18 protein-coding genes are annotated in these 16,131 nt (G+C 64.1%); 4 read left to right on the top strand and 14 right to left on the bottom strand.

Annotation, left to right across the window (positions count from 1 at the left end; genetic code table 11):
- Positions 1-153 precede the first annotated feature (153 nt).
- The 9 genes from BPRO_RS08200 to BPRO_RS08160 form a co-directional block, all read right to left on the bottom strand.
- Positions 154-984 carry a phosphate ABC transporter substrate-binding protein gene (locus tag BPRO_RS08200; RefSeq protein ID WP_011482582.1) on the bottom strand — a complete coding sequence of 277 codons (831 nt, stop codon included), beginning with the start codon at positions 982-984 and terminating at the stop codon, positions 154-156.
- 150 nt (positions 985-1,134) lie between these two features.
- Complete coding sequence (locus tag BPRO_RS08195; RefSeq protein WP_011482581.1) at positions 1,135-1,566, bottom strand: YybH family protein; 432 nt, start codon at positions 1,564-1,566, stop codon at positions 1,135-1,137.
- 146 nt (positions 1,567-1,712) lie between these two features.
- Positions 1,713-2,024 (bottom strand): hypothetical protein, encoded by a 312-nt coding sequence (locus BPRO_RS08190; RefSeq protein ID WP_011482580.1) that lies wholly within the window; start codon positions 2,022-2,024, stop codon positions 1,713-1,715.
- Positions 2,025-2,116: 92 nt separating this feature from the next.
- Complete coding sequence (locus BPRO_RS08185; RefSeq protein ID WP_011482579.1) at positions 2,117-2,485, bottom strand: hypothetical protein; 369 nt, start codon at positions 2,483-2,485, stop codon at positions 2,117-2,119.
- A gap of 135 nt (positions 2,486-2,620) precedes the next feature.
- Positions 2,621-2,917: a hypothetical protein gene (locus tag BPRO_RS08180; RefSeq protein WP_011482578.1), complete on the bottom strand. Its 297-nt coding sequence runs from the start codon at positions 2,915-2,917 to the stop codon at positions 2,621-2,623.
- An 84-nt stretch (positions 2,918-3,001) separates the two neighbouring features.
- Positions 3,002-3,361 (bottom strand): hypothetical protein, encoded by a 360-nt coding sequence (locus tag BPRO_RS08175; protein ID WP_011482577.1) that lies wholly within the window; start codon positions 3,359-3,361, stop codon positions 3,002-3,004.
- 351 nt (positions 3,362-3,712) lie between these two features.
- Positions 3,713-5,038: a 3-deoxy-D-manno-octulosonic acid transferase gene (locus tag BPRO_RS08170; RefSeq protein ID WP_011482576.1), complete on the bottom strand. Its 1,326-nt coding sequence runs from the start codon at positions 5,036-5,038 to the stop codon at positions 3,713-3,715.
- On the bottom strand, positions 5,035-6,117 hold the full coding sequence (gene waaC, locus BPRO_RS08165; protein WP_011482575.1) for a lipopolysaccharide heptosyltransferase I: 1,083 nt from the start codon (positions 6,115-6,117) through the stop codon (positions 5,035-5,037). The genes BPRO_RS08170 and waaC overlap by 4 nt, the downstream gene beginning before the upstream one ends.
- Positions 6,118-6,220: 103 nt before the next feature.
- Positions 6,221-7,606, bottom strand: a complete 1,386-nt coding sequence (locus BPRO_RS08160) for a phosphomannomutase/phosphoglucomutase (RefSeq protein ID WP_011482574.1) — start codon at positions 7,604-7,606, stop codon at positions 6,221-6,223.
- A gap of 133 nt (positions 7,607-7,739) precedes the next feature.
- On the opposite strand from BPRO_RS08160, the gene BPRO_RS08155 reads away from it, so the two are divergent.
- The 4 genes from BPRO_RS08155 to BPRO_RS30090 all read left to right on the top strand — a co-directional run bounded on the left by BPRO_RS08155 (position 7,740) and on the right by BPRO_RS30090 (position 11,135).
- Positions 7,740-9,254 (top strand): DNA-3-methyladenine glycosylase 2 family protein, encoded by a 1,515-nt coding sequence (locus BPRO_RS08155; RefSeq protein ID WP_011482573.1) that lies wholly within the window; start codon positions 7,740-7,742, stop codon positions 9,252-9,254.
- A 191-nt stretch (positions 9,255-9,445) separates the two neighbouring features.
- On the top strand, positions 9,446-9,970 hold the full coding sequence (locus tag BPRO_RS08150; RefSeq protein WP_011482572.1) for a methylated-DNA--[protein]-cysteine S-methyltransferase: 525 nt from the start codon (positions 9,446-9,448) through the stop codon (positions 9,968-9,970).
- Positions 9,967-10,974 carry a DMT family transporter gene (locus tag BPRO_RS08145; RefSeq protein WP_011482571.1) on the top strand — a complete coding sequence of 336 codons (1,008 nt, stop codon included), beginning with the start codon at positions 9,967-9,969 and terminating at the stop codon, positions 10,972-10,974. Before BPRO_RS08150 ends, BPRO_RS08145 begins: the two co-directional genes overlap by 4 nt.
- Positions 10,971-11,135, top strand: coding sequence for a hypothetical protein (locus tag BPRO_RS30090; RefSeq protein ID WP_198140996.1), 165 nt, complete (start codon positions 10,971-10,973; stop codon positions 11,133-11,135). Before BPRO_RS08145 ends, BPRO_RS30090 begins: the two co-directional genes overlap by 4 nt.
- 37 nt (positions 11,136-11,172) lie before the next feature.
- On the opposite strand, the gene BPRO_RS08140 is transcribed toward BPRO_RS30090, so the two are convergent.
- From BPRO_RS08140 to BPRO_RS08120, 5 genes are all read right to left on the bottom strand, one after another.
- Positions 11,173-11,832 (bottom strand): DUF1345 domain-containing protein, encoded by a 660-nt coding sequence (locus tag BPRO_RS08140; RefSeq protein WP_011482570.1) that lies wholly within the window; start codon positions 11,830-11,832, stop codon positions 11,173-11,175.
- 131 nt (positions 11,833-11,963) lie between these two features.
- Complete coding sequence (locus BPRO_RS08135) at positions 11,964-12,701, bottom strand: Mut7-C RNAse domain-containing protein (protein WP_041389427.1); 738 nt, start codon at positions 12,699-12,701, stop codon at positions 11,964-11,966.
- A gap of 210 nt (positions 12,702-12,911) precedes the next feature.
- Positions 12,912-13,712 (bottom strand): enoyl-CoA hydratase/isomerase family protein, encoded by an 801-nt coding sequence (locus BPRO_RS08130; RefSeq protein ID WP_011482568.1) that lies wholly within the window; start codon positions 13,710-13,712, stop codon positions 12,912-12,914.
- Positions 13,709-15,244: a 3-hydroxyacyl-CoA dehydrogenase gene (locus tag BPRO_RS08125; protein WP_011482567.1), complete on the bottom strand. Its 1,536-nt coding sequence runs from the start codon at positions 15,242-15,244 to the stop codon at positions 13,709-13,711. Before BPRO_RS08125 ends, BPRO_RS08130 begins: the two co-directional genes overlap by 4 nt.
- Positions 15,241-16,026, bottom strand: a complete 786-nt coding sequence (locus BPRO_RS08120) for an enoyl-CoA hydratase-related protein (RefSeq protein WP_041388570.1) — start codon at positions 16,024-16,026, stop codon at positions 15,241-15,243. Before BPRO_RS08120 ends, BPRO_RS08125 begins: the two co-directional genes overlap by 4 nt.
- Positions 16,027-16,131 lie beyond the last annotated feature (105 nt).

Raw genomic sequence — 16,131 nt, 5'->3', positions numbered from 1 at the left:
TTGGCGTCTAACGTCCGCAATGACGCGCACGAGCGAGCGCCATAGGCGATTGCCAAGTGTCGCTGTCGATTGCGCGGTTAGGCCCCGATGCTAGTACGAGGACAGAGCTGAAATGAGCGCCGTGTATCAACAACCGGACTAAGTCAACTAGAGCTATCGTAGCGGCACCGCGCCGTTTGCTTGGATGGCGCGGTCCCCCTCCGGACTCAAGACGAAATCGAGAAATCGCTTCACCGGGCCTGTTGGCTCCCCTTTGATAACGAATAGAAAGTCACGCGTCAGAAAGTAGCGGCCGCTCTTCACATTCTCCGCTGTGGGAGCAATACCGTTCAGGGTCAACGCCCTCACTTTTCCTGCACTCTGTTCCACTACGGTCATGCTCGTCATCCCGAGTGCGTACGGCGTCTCCGCAAGCGCTTTGGCCATGTCGCCACCGCGAGCCATCACCTTTGCCGTCTCGATCTCTTTTAGTTCCTTGAAGCAGCCAACTTTGGCCCGAATGACCTCGGGGTCCACTTCCGTAGGCGGCCGGGTGAGCACGGCCACGGAATTATCGGAGCCGCCCAAGGGTTGCCAGCTTCGAATCTTTCCGCTGTAAGCATCACATACCTGCGACTCGGTAAAGTTGGTGATGGGAACGCTGGCGTTGACCGCGAACACAATTGCCCCCTTCGCCACCTCGATGATTTTCAGGTTTCCCTTCTGCACATCCTCAGGTGTGATGCCATGGCTGGCCAGCGCGATCTGAATCTTGCCCTCGGCCAGGGCTCGGAGTCTTGCCCCCGCTCCAAGGCCCTTTCCGATCTCCACCTGAGGATCGGAAGATCGCTGTTGATAGGCCGAAGCAAGAGCCTTCGCGAGTGGGAGCATTCCACTTGAACCGTCGAGGACGATCTGTTCCGCTCCCCATGCCAACGAACTCACCAGCGCCCACAACAGTGCGATCGTGAACCGCGAAAGCTTCAAAGGTAAATGCAGCGACATGGATGATCTCCTATTGGGGCCTAACGTAAAAATGACCGGACCACCACCGTTCGCGGCGAAGCCGCCTCCTGAACTTGTGGGGGTGTCCATATACGAAGGGTTAGGCCGCGCTCGATTACAGGGGCGCCTGCACGGCCTGCTGGCGCTAGCCTATTCACTGATAACAGACGCTGCCGGACGTGGTGCCGTAATCGGGTCCGCGTGCCGATGAACGAGCTTCCAATTGCCGCGTTCTAGCCGAAACACGCTGGTCACGCGTAGAGCCACTGGAACGAGTTCTGCGCCACCGCCGACCTTAGTTCGTCCGCGTTCCACCTCGACAATGCATGCGAGATCGTCAGAGACATAGTTCGCTATGAGGTCGATGCCGGTGACCTCTCCATCGCGGTAGTGCGAGGCGGCGCCGGCTACTGTTGCATCAACCTTCTGCCGACCGTGTGCGTACGGCCCGAAGGGATTGCCCAGAGTTACGTCATCTGCATCAGAGTACAAGGCTTGGTAAAGAGTGGGGTCGCCTCTCAGTATCGCGGCTAGAGCTGCGTGGCTCTGTTCGATCGCACTGTCGAGTTCATTTGTGGTCATGCATCCGCCTCCGTTCGCTTGGTGTTGCTCGCGTTGCCCTGTAGGAAATGGTACGTGGCGTGACCTATGGGTTTCTGCACGGCCGTGTTGACTGACCTGTTGGGCCTCATGCGGAGCTCGCTTGGAGTGACGCCACAGCCTGCACTCTAACCCTTCGACCGCAATTTGAAAAGTACCTTGGGCGAGAGCCGTTCTTCAGCTATCAAGCCGAGGCGGAGACCGCGCTCCACCGCCATGTCGTCGCTAAGTCCTTGGTACATGCTCCAAAGCTCCCTCGACTGATGCTGATGGAAGTCGTGAATGGACATCAGCAGATCAGAGCTACGGATTTCGTCCTTTCGCCAACGGGCGAAGTCTTCGTCTAGTTCTTCCAGGAGGGCGTGCGCCTCGGCTTCATACACCTCTGCTGCGAGTTCACGCAACTGGCGGCGCTCTGACTTGGTGAAGTCCGCAGACATCGTTCTATGAGGCCCAACGTGAAAATGACCGGACCACCAACACTTGCGGCGAAGCCGCCTCCTGCTGTTGTGGGTCCGTGTCGATTGATATGTTATGCGGCGACACCCTGATACCCCGTGCGCTTGATGCATGCATGGACTAGTTCTTCGAGTGTCATCCCCGCGCGCGAATCCTCCCCGCACGCTTGGAGGTATGAACGCAGCCGACGGCCAAAATCGGCTACGTCAGGTGCTTCGCTCACGGGGCCAACGATCACTCTGCCGATTTCAACGGTGAAACGACCACGCGCTACACCGGTGGCCTGAAGGAAAACTACTCGTCCGGAGGAATCGTAGGCGGTATACACGCCTTCCTCGACGTCCACACCTTCGAGTGCCGTCGTGAGCGAGTTGAAGCTGTCGAATAGCGACAAGTCATTGCCATCGAAGACGAAGATTGGGAACGTCGCCTGACCGGTCATTGCGTACTCGCCGTATAACGTTGAAGCTGCCGGGCGCGCAACACAAGCCGTGAAGCGGCAACCTGATGTTGCGTGTCCCTGCCGAGCGACCAGTTATATGGCATTTCGGCCGGAGCGCGGTTGTAGGCGTTGTATTCAGTCACTTCCACCGCCTTCGGCCGTGTGATTTGATTCCCAAGCGGTGGACCTGCCCCCAGAGAGCTGGCCGCTGTGACCGTGGATGTCCCCAGGCATTTCTCGACCCGCAGAACGGCCCGACGTGCCACCACCACCTTCGTCGGCGCGGCCCCGCTCGACGTACAGCAACAGGCCTCCCGCAACGATTGCGACAAAGGAAGCGGCCGCGAGCCAGGTTGCGTACATCCAGCCCACCGGCTGAAGAACAACGCCGACAAGGAGCAGCACGATGGCGAGAATGTTGCGTGCGCTCATGCCATATAACGTGAAGATGACCGGACCACAACAACTTGCGGCGAAGCCGCCTCCTGCTGTTGTGGGTCCGTGTCGATTGACATGTTATCCGTCATTGCGCAGACGCTCCACCAATGCTTCTGCAAGTTTTCGAGGCCCGCGACGATTCTCGTCTGAACTGGAGCCCTCTTCGCATGCGGCAAGGAACAACCGCCCAACCGATTCGTCCGTGACCAACCCAAGGTGCTCGCGGAGTTCCACGCACGCCAACGCCATTTCCAAAAAGGCTTCCGCCTCCTCGTCGATCAAGTGCTTCGGCAAATCATGAAGGTTGTGCTTTGAATTTGTAAACAGAGGCGCACCAGTCTTCACAACGGCCGGGAGAACCTCGAGCAGCGACTTTCGGAGAAGCGCCTCGGAGGTGGCAAGCCGCCTCTCGCCCTCCGCAGATCGATCACGTTTCATGACGGATAACGTGTTATGGACAGCAAGCAGGTCACATGAACAACTTTTCTATGCACCACGATTGCCTCCCAACATCCACTATAAGTACTTGATTTATAACTGACTTTTCGTATCTGGTGTCGAATGTACCGTTACGAAAATCACGGCAAAGTCGCCAAAGCCGCTTATGAACAACTTCGCCTGCTAATGAACAAGACGGCGTCGTATTCTGTAACGCCTTGAATTCATTGGGGAAATTCGATGCGGCGGAGACTCAAGGGGCAATAAAAAATCCGTGAAAGCCTGCATGTTGGAATGTTCAACTGGGCTCGCGCTGCCCCGCCCCCACAACCGGCCCCAGCGGGACGCAACTCACAAGTAGGCGCGCAACGCATCCAGCGTCTTTGCAGCCGCACCCCGATTGCGGGCCGCGAACGCCAGGCCGGAATCCACGGCCGCTGCCAGCGCCGGCAGGTCGCTCACCAAAACCAACGCGGCCTGGACGGCCTCGGGCATGTCGGCTACGCGCAGGGCTGCGCCTTCGGCCTCGGCCAGCTCGGCGGCCTCGGCAAAGTTGAAGGTGTGTGGCCCCATCACCACCGGGCAGCCGCAGGCTGCGGCCTCGATTAAATTCTGGCCGCCCAGGGGCGCAAAGCTGCCACCGAGCAGGGCCACATCGCTGAGGCCGTAGTACAGCGCCATCTCGCCCAGGGAGTCGCCAAGCCAGACATCGGCCTGCCGGGCTTCGTCGCTGTCGGCGGGGCCGCCCGTCCACTGCGAGCGGCGCGACACGCGCAGGCCGTGCTGCTCCACCAGGGCCGCCACTTCGTCGAAGCGCTGCGGGTGGCGGGGAACGATCAGTGCATGGAAAGCCCTGGCGGATTCATTGGCTGCCGAACTCATGGCTGACAGCTCAACTTTTTCCTGGGTCGCAGCCTTTATCTGCTTGAGGAAATCGGCTTCTTCGCCTTCGCGCGAACTGGCGAACATCAGCACCGGCTGTGCCAGCGCCTGCCGCCATGCCCGGCCTTGCGTCTGCTGGCCGGCGCTGGGCGTGGCATCAAACTTGAGGTTGCCAAACACGCCGGTCACCGGCGCGCCAAGCTGACGAAAGCGCCGCGCGTCGTCTTCGGTCTGCGCGTACACCGCGGCTAGCGCGCCGTAGGCCGGCAAAGACAGCAGCGCGATGCGCAGCGCCTGCTGCAATGATTTGTCTGACAGGCGTCCATTGACGAGCACCAGCGGCATGGCGCGCGCGCGGGCAGCGGCCACGGTGTTGGGCCATATCTCGGTTTCCATCAGCAGGCCCAGCCGTGGCCTGAAGTGATTGAAAAAACGCGCCACGGCAGCCAGGCTGTCCCAGGGTTGCCACACCTGCACATCGCCGGGCTGCAGCAGCGCCGCACCCTCGGCGCGGCCGGTGGCCGTGCCGTGCGTGAGCAAAATTCGCAGGCCCGGGTACTGCGCGCGCAAGGCCTTGAGCAGCATGGCCGCGGTACGTGTTTCCCCGAGTGACACAGCATGCACCCACACCAGTTCGGAAGAAGTCTCGGCCGGCTGGGTGTAGTGGCCAAAGCGCTCTTCAACCGCCGTCAGATAGCCGGGCTCGCGCTGGCCGCGCCGCGCCAGCTTGCGACGCAGCATGGGTTGCGCCAGCACCATGGCCAGCGAATAAAGCCGCAGCAACAGCTGGCTCATGGGGCGGCCACAATGGTCGTATGCGCCGCCGCAGGGGCCTGCCGGCAAGCCAGCCAGGCCTGCCACACGACATCAACGCTGGGGGTGGGTTGCGCAAACACGCTGACCTGCCGCCGCGCGGGCGCGCCGGCATCCGCAGGCGCCGGTGGCCCGGTTCGCCACGCGGTATCGAAGTTGTAGATCTGCACATGCGGCAAATCGAGCGCCACGGCAATGTGGCTCACGCCGCTGTCCACACCGATCACGCCGGCGCAGCGCGCCAGCTCGTCCGTCAGGGCATCGAGCGACAGCAGGGGCCACACGGTGGCCACCACAGGGCTTCCCGGTTCGTTGAGCGCCTCTGCAATGGCCCGGCTCGTTGCCAGTTCCTTTGCATTGCCGTGCGGCAAGGCCAGCTGGCAGCCCCCCGCGACCAGGCGCTGGCCGAGCTCTATCCAGTGGTCCAGCGGCCATTCCTTGTCGGCGCGCGAGGTGCCGTGCACAAAGGCCACCCGTTCCAGGCCCGCCGGGCTTGCTATCTCTTCAGGAGCACTCTTCCCGTTTCTTTCTCGGGCTGGAGGCAGCCTCAATCCAAAGTCTGGTTCGGCCCGCAGGTCGTAGCCCAGCGCCTGCGCCGCCAACTGGCGGGAGCGCTGCACGGCAGCGGTCTGCGGCGCGATGTGGATCGCCACGTCGGCCACCCAGCGCGTCGGCGCCTCATAGCCCGAGCCATCGGTCTGGTTGGCCAGCGCATAGCGCTTGCCGCCGGGGCTGGCCAGCCGGGCCAGCCGCGCCACCAGCGCGGACTTGGTAAGGCCCTGCAGATCGATGACGGCGTCGTAACTTTCCTGCCGCAGCTGTGCCTTGAAGGCACTCCACTCTGCGCGCGTGAGCGCCGCCAGGGGCGACTTGCGCCAGCGCCTGATCTCGCACGGGATGACGCGGCGCAGGCCCGCGCAACGCGCCAGCAAGGGGGCAAATGATTTTTCGACCACCCAGTCAATCTGCGCGTCGGGCAAGGCAGCACGGATGTCCTGCACCACGGGCAAGGTGTGGACTACGTCACCCAGCGACGACAGCTTGACTAACAGGATTTTCACAGCGCGCCAGCCGGCAGGCCGCCGCGCCGGGCCGCCCCAAGCAAGGCCAGCCCCTTGAGGGGGCAGCGAAGTACACGAAGTGACGAGCGTGGGGGCACCATCTCTAATGTGCCGCGGCGGCGAAGCTGGCGTCGGGCTTCACGCTGCGCAACAGCGCGAGCATGTCGGCCTCGATGCGCTCCAGCGCCTGCTGCGTGTGGCCCTCGAAGCGGAGCACCAGCACCGGCGTGGTGTTGGAAGCGCGAATGAGGCCAAAGCCATCGGGCCAGTCCACGCGGATGCCGTCGATGGTGGAGATTTTGGCGGGTGCCGGAAAGTGGGCGGCTTTGGTCAGTGCTTCCACCACGGTGTGGGGCTCGCCTTCCTTGCAGGCGACGTTAAGCTCCGGCGTGCTGAAACTGGTGGGCAGGCCGTTGAGAAGGATGCCCGCATCCGGCACGCGGCTTAGGATCTCGAGCAGGCGTGCACCGGCGTAGGTGCCGTCATCAAAACCAAACCAGCGCTCCTTGAAGAAGATGTGGCCGCTCATCTCGCCGCCCAGCGGCGAATTGATTTCCTTCATCTTGGCCTTGATCAGCGAGTGGCCGGTCTTGTACATCAGCGGCACGCCGCCGGCCGCCTCGATCTCGGGCGCCAGGCGCTGCGAGCACTTCACGTCGAACAGGATCGTGCCGCCCGGCACGCGCGACAGCACGTCGCGCGCAAACAGCATCATCTGCCGGTCGGGGTAGATGTTCTGCCCGTCTTTGGTCACAATGCCCAGCCGGTCGCCGTCGCCGTCAAACGCCAGGCCCAGTTCTGCGTTGCCGCTTTGCAGCGCCTTGATCAAGTCCTGCAGGTTCTCGGGTTTGCTCGGGTCGGGGTGGTGGTTGGGAAAGTTGCCGTCGACTTCGCTGAACAGCTCGGTCACTTCGCACCCCAGGGCCCGAAAAATGGCGGGGGCCGAGGCACCGGCAATGCCATTGCCTGAGTCGATGACGATCTTCAGCGGCCGCTCCAGCTTGATGCCGGAAACGATGCGGTCGCGGTAATCCTTTTCAACATCGACGCGGCTGATGGTGCCGCCCTGCGCCGGCTGCGCCCAGCCTTCCGATTCGATCAGGCGGCGCAGGGCCTGGATGTCTTCACCGTAAATCGCCCGGCCGGCCAGCACCATCTTGAAGCCGTTGTAGTCCTTGGGGTTGTGGCTGCCGGTGACCTGGATGCCGGAGGTGGCCAGGGTGTTGGCCGCGAAATACAGCATGGGCGTGGTGACCATGCCGACATCGATCACATTGACGCCGGATGCTGCCAGGCCGCGCATGAGCGCCGCGCTGAGCGAGGGCCCGCTGAGCCGGCCGTCGCGGCCCACGGCCACGGTTTTCTCCCCTTCCGCCAACGCCACCGTGCCAAAGGCTTTTCCAAGGGCCTCGGCCATCTCATCGTTGATGGTGGACGGCACGACGCCGCGAATGTCATAGGCCTTGAAAATGGATGCGCTGACTTGCATGGGCGGGGGTTCACTGAAAGTTGAAGTGAGTCGATTGTAGGGTGGCGCCCTCCCTCGGGACGGGCCCCGGCGGGCTTGAGGGATATGTCCGAAAACGGCTAGTCAAAAGCTGCGCCCGGCGTAACATGCCCCCATGACCAGCGCCCAGCCCCCCCTCGCCGACAACGACTGCTACCTCGCCCTGAAGGCGCGGGACGCACGCTTTGACGGCAGTTTTTTTACCGGTGTTACATCCACCGGCATCTACTGCCGGCCGGTCTGCAGCGTCAAAACACCCAAGCGCGAAAACTGCCGGTTTTTCAGCCATGCGGCACAGGCCGAAAGCGCCGGCTTTCGTCCCTGCCTGCGCTGCCGGCCCGAACTGGCGCCGCACTCGGTGGTGTGGTCCATCCAGGACGCGTCCTACATCCTGGCCCACCAGGCGGCCCGCCTGCTGGACGAGCCTGAGCTGTCCGACGAAGCCCCTTCGGTCGAAAAACTGGCGGCGCGGCTGGGCGTGAGCGACCGCCACGTGCGGCGGATTTTCGAGGCGCAGTTTGGCGTGTCGCCCATGCAGTACCTGCAGACGCGCCGGCTGCACACCGCCAAGCAGTTGCTGGCCGATACCAGCCTGCCCATCACGCAGGTTGCGCTGATCAGCGGCTTTGCCAGCGTGCGGCGCTTCAATGCCGCCTTTGTCGAGCACTACAAGCTAAACCCCACGCAGCTGCGGCGCCAGGGGGTGAGCGATGCCGGCCACATCAACGGCACCGCGCCGGGCATCACCATCCGGCTGGGCTACCGGCCCCCTTACGACGTGGCGGCCATGCTCGGATTTTTTAGCAAACGCACCATCAGCGCTATTGAATTCGTGGCTGCCGATGCGCAACACCCCTCGATAGGCAGGACATTTCGTGTGGAGTCGGGCGGCAAGGTACATGCCGGCTGGCTGCTGGCGGCCTTTGATGAAACCCGTTCCCGGCTGGTGCTCAACGTCAGCGACTCGCTGCGCGAGGTGCTGCCGCTGGTGATTCGCCGGGTGCGCGCCACGTTTGACCTCGACGCCGACCCTGCGGCCATCAACAGCGTGCTGCATGCCGGCTTTCCGCAGGGCGATGGCCTGCGCGTGCCCGGTGCGCTCGATGGCTATGAGCTGGCCGTGCGCGCGGTGCTGGGCCAGCAGATCACCGTGGCCGCGGCGCGCACGCTGGCGCAGCGCATGGTCGACCGCTTTGGCGAGCCGGTGCAAACCCCCTGGCCGCAGCTGACCCGGCTGTTCCCGGCGCCTGCCATGCTGGCCGCCGCCAGCGGCGATGCGCTGGGGCAGCTCGGCATAGTCAGGCAGCGCCAGGCCGCCATTGTGGGCATTGCGCAAGCGGTGGCCGACAAACGCCTGCAGCTGCACAGCGGCGCCGATGTGCATGCCACGCTGGAGGCGCTGAAGGCCTTGCCCGGCATCGGCGACTGGACCGCGCAGTACATCGCCATGCGCGCCCTGCGCTGGCCCGATGCGTTTCCGGCGGGCGATGTGGCGCTGCACAAGGCGATGGGCGTGCAGGGACTGAAAAATCCGGCCCGGGAAGCCGAGTTGGCCTCGCATGCGTGGAAGCCCTGGCGCAGCTATGCCGTGATCCGCGCGTGGAGCGGCACGCTGGAGCGGCCCGGTTGACGGGGGCTGAGGAGATTCATGCGCCTAGGGAATGAATACGCCCTCTCGATTTCATTGGACGGGAAAGCGCCTTCGGGCGACCATCACCGGCGAATGATCGAGCCAGCCTTTTTCTGACCTTTTCTGAATACGCCTGCATGACAGGTAAACCCTCGAAACTCGAAACTCGAAACCATTCAAAGGTGAACAAGATGAAATTTGACCGCTCCATCGTTCAGACCACGTTCCAAAGCCCTCTGGGCAAAATGATCATCGCCGCAACGGACAAGGGCCTGGCCGGCACCTGGTTTGCCGGCCAACGCCACCTGCCGTCACAGCTGGTGGAGCCTTATGTGTGGCCCGAAGACGCCAACCACCCGGTGCTGAAACAGGCCATTGCACAGCTCACCGAGTACTTCGCCGGAACGCGCACGGTGTTTGATCTGCCCCTGGACCTGGACTACGGCACGCCCTTTCAGCAAACGGTGTGGCAGGCCCTGCTGGCCATACCGCAGGGCGGCACCACCAGCTATGGCGAGCTCAGCAGCCGCATCGGCAAACCGGCGGCCGTGCGCGCCGTGGGCGCGGCGATCGGGCGCAACCCGGTCAGCGTCATCGTGCCCTGCCACCGCGTGCTGGGCGCCGACGGCTCGCTCACCGGCTATGCGGGCGGCCTCGACAAAAAAACAGCACTGCTCAAGCTTGAGGGTGCGCTCATGAAGGAGACCCTGACTTGACCTCATCCACCACCGGGCTGGCATCATCCGCGGCATCATCCGCGGCACCATCCGCGGCACCATCCGCGGCATCACCCGCGACCCTGGCTGCACCCAAAAGCTGGCTGACCGATTTTGTGCTGCTCGCGGCCATCTGGGGTTCGTCCTTTCTCTTCATGCGCATCAGCACGGGGGAATTCGGCCCGCTGCCGACCGCCGCCGTGCGCGTGGCGATTGCCGCCCTCTTCCTGCTGCCCATGGTGTGGCTGCGCGGCCTGCTGCCGGAACTGAAGAAAAACTGGAAGCGGACTTTCTTCATCGGCCTGCTCAACTCCGGCATTCCGTTTGCGTGCTTTTCGTTTGCGCTGCTGTCCATCACCACCGGGCTCTCGGCCATTCTGAACGCCACCGTGCCGATGTTTGGCGCGCTGGTCGCTTGGGCTTGGCTCAAGGACAAACCCAATGTCTCGCGCGTGCTGGGCCTGGTCGTCGGCTTTGCCGGCGTGGCCATGCTGGCCTGGGACAAAGCCACCTTCAAGCCCGACGCCTCGGGCGTGGCGCCTGGCTGGGCCGTGCTGGCCTGCCTGCTGGCCTGCGTGTGCTACGGCGTCTCGGCCAGCTACACCAAGCGCTACCTGTCCGGCCTGCCGCCGCTGGTCACGGCCGCAGGCAGCCAGATCGGCGCCACGCTGGGCCTGGCCCTGCCGGCGCTCTGGCTGTGGCCCGCGCGCATGCCGGGCACCTCGGCCTGGCTGGCCCTGCTGGCCGTCGGCGTGCTGTGCACCGGGCTCGCCTACATCCTGTTTTTCCGGTTGATCGAGAACGCCGGGCCGCAGCGTGCGCTGTCGGTAACATTTGTGGTGCCGATGTTTGCCGTGCTCTATGGCGTGCTCTTGCTCGGCGAAGCGGTGACAACCTGGATGGTGGTATGCGCTGCCGTGATTGTGTGCGGCACGGCCCTGTCGACCGGGCTGTTGAAGCTGCAGCGCGCACAGCCGTTGAGCACACAACAACCCAAGCCATGAGCTCCGCGCGAAAAACCAAACTAAAGCTGAAGACTGTCAGGCCGAGAAACCCGCTGGTGGCGCCGGCTGCGCGGCGCAAGGCGGGTGCCCACCGCAAGTCGCAGGCCGCCATCCGGCGCGATGAAAAGATGGCCCTGAAAAAGCGGCTGCACGAGGACTGAGGGCACGCGTTCTTCGCAGGCCTTTCGTTGGCGGCTTCTACTGCAGGGCGCTGGCCACCACATTGATGCTGAGCGCGAGAATCAGCATGTTGAAGCCAAACGACAGCACACTATGCAGCAGCGTGAGGCGGCGCATGTCGCGCGACGTCACCTGCACGTCAGACACCTGCGAAGTCATGCCGACGACGTGAGCGTAGTAGAGAAAGTCGAAATAGTCCGGGTCCAGTCCACCCGGGAACTGCAGGCCGGCATGGTCCGGCTGCTGGCGCTGTTCCGCCTGGTAGTAACGGTGTGCGTAGTGAAACGCGAACATGGTCTGGATGAACAGCCAGGAGGTCGCCAGCGCCCCCATGGACAGCGCAACATGCAGTGTGCGCTGCAAGCCGGACAGGTCCCGGGTCTGCTGCATCATGGCGATGATGGCCGCCACGCAGGCCAGGGTGGCCAGCAGCATCAACAGGAACAGCACCACATTCGGTTCGTCCTGCGCCTGGGCGCGCTCACGCGTGCGCTGGGCATCAAAACGCACACACAGCCACCAGGCCAGCAACAAATAGACGGCAACACCCGCACACCAGCCCAGCAGTCCGCGAAACTGCCATCCCGTAGGAACAGGCAGCGCCGCAGTGATCAAGCCAACCAGCAAGCCAAAGCCCAGGCGCTGCGGGCCGGTGGTTTCAGAAAGGTGTTTGCGCATGCTGCCAATTGTGCCTACGGTGGGGCCTACGGTGGGGCCTGAGCGTTCATGCCTGCAACGACGGGCTCAGGCGACACGACAGCAGGCTGGGCACGTTTCGGCTGGCCTTGTAAAAAGGTTTGCTGCCGCCGTCATGACAACAAGCCGTCCAGCATCAAACGCATGCGCCGCCAGTGCGACCCTTCCCAGAACACGCGATGGCATACATCGCAGGCGCTGAAGCGCTGGTAGTGCTCACGCACTTGCGGCGGCAGCATGGTCGCGACCCGCATCTTCTCGATCGCATGCAAGGGCGCATTGCAATGCAGGCACAGCGTGAATGGCCGTGCACTGCGCGCCAGGTCGAGCCGCCCGAAAATTTCGCGCAACTGCAGCTCCGTTCGCAGTGCATGCACGTAGCAGCCATGGGTGATGGTGCGGCGCTTGAGCAGGTCGCGATCCCGCGTCAGGACGATCCGCCCCTGTTCAGCGGCGATGCGTTCGATCTCCTCATCGCGAAAATGGTTGTCGTACAGGGTATCGAAGCCGGCCATGCGCAGCAAGTGAGCCAGTCCGCCCAGATGCGCATCGGCGACGAAGCGCGTCACGCGCAAAGTCTGCCCACGCACGCGCAGCAGCGGCGTGACATCGAGCGCCTCGAACTTCGGGTACACGGCCACACGATCGCCCTCGCGCAGCTGGCGGTCGAAGCCGACCGACTCGCCGTTGACCAGCACCAGTTCGACCTCGGTGTGCGGTACACCCAGCGCTTCAATCATGTGCTTGGTGGTCGCCGCCCGCGCGCAGGGGCAGGCGAACTCGCGCCCGCGCCGCTCAGGCGCGAGAAACTCATTGAGCTCCTCGTAGAAGCGAAAACTCGCCATGACCATCACCAGGGCATTCAGCATGACATCAAGGGCCACACGATGTGCACGGCCAATGGCCAGCGGCGAGTGTGAACGCCGACAGGCCGGCCGATCCGTCAGTTTAGTCCTGACCGTGGCGGCTCGCCAGTCATACCGCCGCGGGATCTTGGATCCGGCCTGAAGAATCTGCCCGGTCTGGAACTCGGCGAATTACCCGGCGAATTTCATGCCGAATCAGTCCGGGGCGAAGCGCGGTGCACGTTTTTCGTTCAGTGCCGCGAAGCCCTCACGCGCGTCGGCGCCGGCAAAGCCCAGCATCTCCAGCGCCAGGGAATGCTCGAAGGCGGGCCAGGCCGCGCGCAGCCAGTGGTTCAGGCTGCGCTTGGTGAAAGCCAATGCCGTGGGGCTGCCGGCGGCCAGCGTGCGGGCCACCTCACGCGCCTTGTCCAGCAACTGGTCGTCGGGCACCGCCAGGCTGACCAGGCCGATGCGTTCGGCCTCAATGCCGTCGAGCGTGGAACACATCAGCAAGTGGTACTTGGCACGGGCCATGCCGCACAGCAAGGGCCAGATGAGCGCGGCATGATCGCCGGCGGCCACGCCGAGTTTGGTGTGGCCGTCGATGATTTTGGCTTTGTGGCCCGCGATGGACACATCGGCCAGCAAGGCCACCGCCGCACCCGCGCCTACCGCCGCGCCGTTGATGGCCGTGACGATGGGCACATCACAGTCGATCATGCCCTGCACGATGGCGCGGCCTTCCCGCATCACGCGCAGGCGTGCGGATTCGCTGCCCAGCATGTCCTGCACGAGGTCGAGCGTGCCGCCCGCGCAAAAGCCCTTGCCGACACTGCGCACCAGGATGCAGCGCACGCCGGGCTCGGCCGCCAGCTGCGCCCAGACGGTGCCAAGCGCGGCATGACCCTGGGCGTCGGTGGTGGGCATGCCACCCTCGGGACCCAACACCAGTTCAGCCACGCCGTTGTCGCCGATCTCCGCATGCAGATGGGGCGCGATGTCGATTCTGCGGCTCATTGCACACCCTCCTGCCAGGCCCGTTGGCGCAGCCAGGGGCTGACGCGGTAGCGCTCGCCACGGTAATGCGCGTCCAGCGCGTCTAAACAGCCAATGACGTTGCGGGTTTCCCATTGCGCCAGCCACTCAAAGGGCCCGGCTGGGTAATTAACTCCCAGCTTCATGGCGGCGTCGGCGCCCTCCGGCGTGCACACCCCGTGCAGCACCGCATCGGCCGCTTCATTGATCAGCATCGCGAGGGTGCGCGCCACCACCAGACCCGGGACATCGGCGATGCGCTGCGGGCTGAAGCCCAGCGCCTGCAGCCAGGTGGCGGCGGCGGCACACCACCCCGCGGAGGCACGCGAGGACGGCGCCCAGGCCAGCGCGATGCCGGTCTCGCTGGACACCGGCAGGTCAAACACGGCCACTTCAGCGCCCAGCTGCGAAGCCGGCCTGCCGTCAGTCAGCCGCAGTTCGGCACCGTCAGCGACTATCGCCAGCCCGACCCAGTCACTGCTTTCATCGCGCGCAAAAGCGCGGCCGGCCTGCGCCAGTGCCGCAACCAGTCGCTCGGCCACCGGCCCAACTCCCTGCACGCACAAGGATTGCGCGACTGGTGCGACAGGTAGAGGCACCGGTGCGAAATCGGTGTTCCCGGGTTGAACGGCACCCGCGGTGTAGTCGTAAAAACCGCGGCCCGACTTGCGCCCCAGCAAACCACCGTCGACGAGCTCACGCTGTACCAGTGACGGCGCAAAGCGCTTGTCGTAGAAATTAGCCTCATAGACCGAACTGGTCACCGCAAAATTGGTGTCGTGGCCAATCAGGTCCATCAAGGCGCAGGGGCCCATGCGAAACCCGACGGCACGCAGACAGGCATCGAGCACCGCAGGCGTGGCAGCCTGCTCCTGCAGCAGTGCCAGCGTTTCGGCGTAAAAGGGCCGGGCGATGCGGTTGACGATGAAACCCGGCGTCGAGCGCGCATGCACTGCCACCTTGCCCCAGACGCCGGCCAGGTCAAAAATGAGCGCCGCCACCGCCGGGTCGGTCTGCAGGCCCGAGACCACCTCGACCAGCCGCATCTGCGGCACCGGATTAAAAAAGTGCATACCGACCAAGCGCGCCGGATGTTGCAGGCCATTGGCAATGGCCGTGACCGAGATCGACGAGGTGTTGGTGGCGAGCACGCAATCGGCGGCCACGATGGCTTCGAGCTGCTGGAACAGTCCGCGTTTGACGTCGAGCTTTTCGACGATGGCTTCGATCACCAGCCGCGCTGGGGCAGCCGCTGCCAGCGAGGCGATGGCCTCAATGCGCGACAGCGTTTGCGACACGCCTTGTGCCGTCAGCTTGCCTTTCGCGACCAGTGCATCAAGGCTCTTGGCCAGCTTGGTTTTCGCTTCGGCAGCCGCGCCTTCGCGGGCGTCGTAAAGCATCACCGCATGACCGGCCTGTGCCGCCACCTGCGCAATACCGACCCCCATGACACCGGCGCCGACCACCAGCAGGGGCGCCTCGTCGAGCTTGTTGACTGTCGAGTTCATGGTCATTGCGCCATCCAGTTCGGTGGCCGCTTTCCCAGAAAGGCCGCAAAGCCTTCGCGGGCCTCGTCGGTACCCCGCACGCGGCTGATCGTTTGCGCGGTCAACTCGCGCACCTCATTCGTGATCGGCCCGACTTCAAGCTGGGCAAACAGCTGCTTGATTTCACGCTGTGCGCCTGGCCCGCCGACCAGCAGCTCGGCAATGGCGGCATCCAGCGCCGCATCGAGCGCGTCCAGCCCAACCACCTGCTGCACCAGCCCGATGGCCAGTGCCTCGGCGGCAGGGATGCGCGTGGTCGTCAGCGCCAGGCGCCTGGCGTGGCGCCTGCCCACCGCGTTGACCACATAGGGGCCGATCACCGCGGGCAAGATGCCGAACCTCGCCTCGCTGACCGCGAAGCTGGCGTTGTCGGCCGCAATCGCCAGGTCGCAGGCGCAGACCAGGCCCACGCCGCCACCCAACGCCGCGCCCTGCACCCTTGCCACCGTGGGCTTGGGGCACGACTCAATGCACGCCAGCATGCCGGCAAAGCGGCGCGCATCGTCCAGGTTCCATTCGCGGGAGGCGGTGCTGGCGCGCTGCATCCATTGCAGATCGGCACCGGCGCTGAAATGCCGGCCTTCGCCCGCCAGCACGATCACGCGCACGGCCGGATCGGCCGCAAGCTGGGTGAAGGCCGTTTCCAGTTCAGTGATCATCGCCTCGTCAAAGGCGTTGAACACCGCCGGGCGGGACATGGTGACTTGAGCCACGCCGGGGGCGCGGGATGAGAGGGTCAGATTTTTCATGGCATGACTCGAACGGTTGCCGGAAGGCGCTATGGAGACTTTCATAAATCTTGACAGGCACTTCGCTACCGTTCGCCCTGAGCCTGTCGAAGGGCTTCGCCACTT

The organism is Polaromonas sp. JS666 (assembly GCF_000013865.1).
Lineage (GTDB): Bacteria > Pseudomonadota > Gammaproteobacteria > Burkholderiales > Burkholderiaceae_C > Polaromonas.
The sequence above is the reverse complement of the archived record's forward strand: the minus strand, read 5'-3'. Positions and strand labels throughout refer to the sequence as shown.

Excerpts from the sequence above, each read along its gene's own strand:
- BPRO_RS08190 (WP_011482580.1), bottom strand. The coding sequence starts at position 2,024 with ATGTCTGCGGACTTCACCAAGTCAGAGCGCCGCCAGTTGCGTGAACTC.
- BPRO_RS08195 (WP_011482581.1), bottom strand. The coding sequence starts at position 1,566 with ATGACCACAAATGAACTCGACAGTGCGATCGAACAGAGCCACGCAGCT.
- BPRO_RS08125 (WP_011482567.1), bottom strand. The coding sequence starts at position 15,244 with ATGACCATGAACTCGACAGTCAACAAGCTCGACGAGGCGCCCCTGCTG.
- BPRO_RS08160 (WP_011482574.1), bottom strand. The coding sequence starts at position 7,606 with ATGCAAGTCAGCGCATCCATTTTCAAGGCCTATGACATTCGCGGCGTC.
- BPRO_RS08170 (WP_011482576.1), bottom strand. The coding sequence starts at position 5,038 with ATGAGCCAGCTGTTGCTGCGGCTTTATTCGCTGGCCATGGTGCTGGCG.
- BPRO_RS08175 (WP_011482577.1), bottom strand. The coding sequence starts at position 3,361 with ATGAAACGTGATCGATCTGCGGAGGGCGAGAGGCGGCTTGCCACCTCC.
- BPRO_RS08180 (WP_011482578.1), bottom strand. The coding sequence starts at position 2,917 with ATGAGCGCACGCAACATTCTCGCCATCGTGCTGCTCCTTGTCGGCGTT.
- BPRO_RS08140 (WP_011482570.1), bottom strand. The coding sequence starts at position 11,832 with ATGCGCAAACACCTTTCTGAAACCACCGGCCCGCAGCGCCTGGGCTTT.
- BPRO_RS30090 (WP_198140996.1), top strand. The coding sequence starts at position 10,971 with ATGAGCTCCGCGCGAAAAACCAAACTAAAGCTGAAGACTGTCAGGCCG.
- BPRO_RS08120 (WP_041388570.1), bottom strand. The coding sequence starts at position 16,026 with ATGAAAAATCTGACCCTCTCATCCCGCGCCCCCGGCGTGGCTCAAGTC.
- BPRO_RS08200 (WP_011482582.1), bottom strand. The coding sequence starts at position 984 with ATGTCGCTGCATTTACCTTTGAAGCTTTCGCGGTTCACGATCGCACTG.
- BPRO_RS08185 (WP_011482579.1), bottom strand. The coding sequence starts at position 2,485 with ATGACCGGTCAGGCGACGTTCCCAATCTTCGTCTTCGATGGCAATGAC.
- BPRO_RS08150 (WP_011482572.1), top strand. The coding sequence starts at position 9,446 with ATGAAATTTGACCGCTCCATCGTTCAGACCACGTTCCAAAGCCCTCTG.
- BPRO_RS08155 (WP_011482573.1), top strand. The coding sequence starts at position 7,740 with ATGACCAGCGCCCAGCCCCCCCTCGCCGACAACGACTGCTACCTCGCC.
- BPRO_RS08135 (WP_041389427.1), bottom strand. The coding sequence starts at position 12,701 with ATGGTCATGGCGAGTTTTCGCTTCTACGAGGAGCTCAATGAGTTTCTC.
- BPRO_RS08130 (WP_011482568.1), bottom strand. The coding sequence starts at position 13,712 with ATGAGCCGCAGAATCGACATCGCGCCCCATCTGCATGCGGAGATCGGC.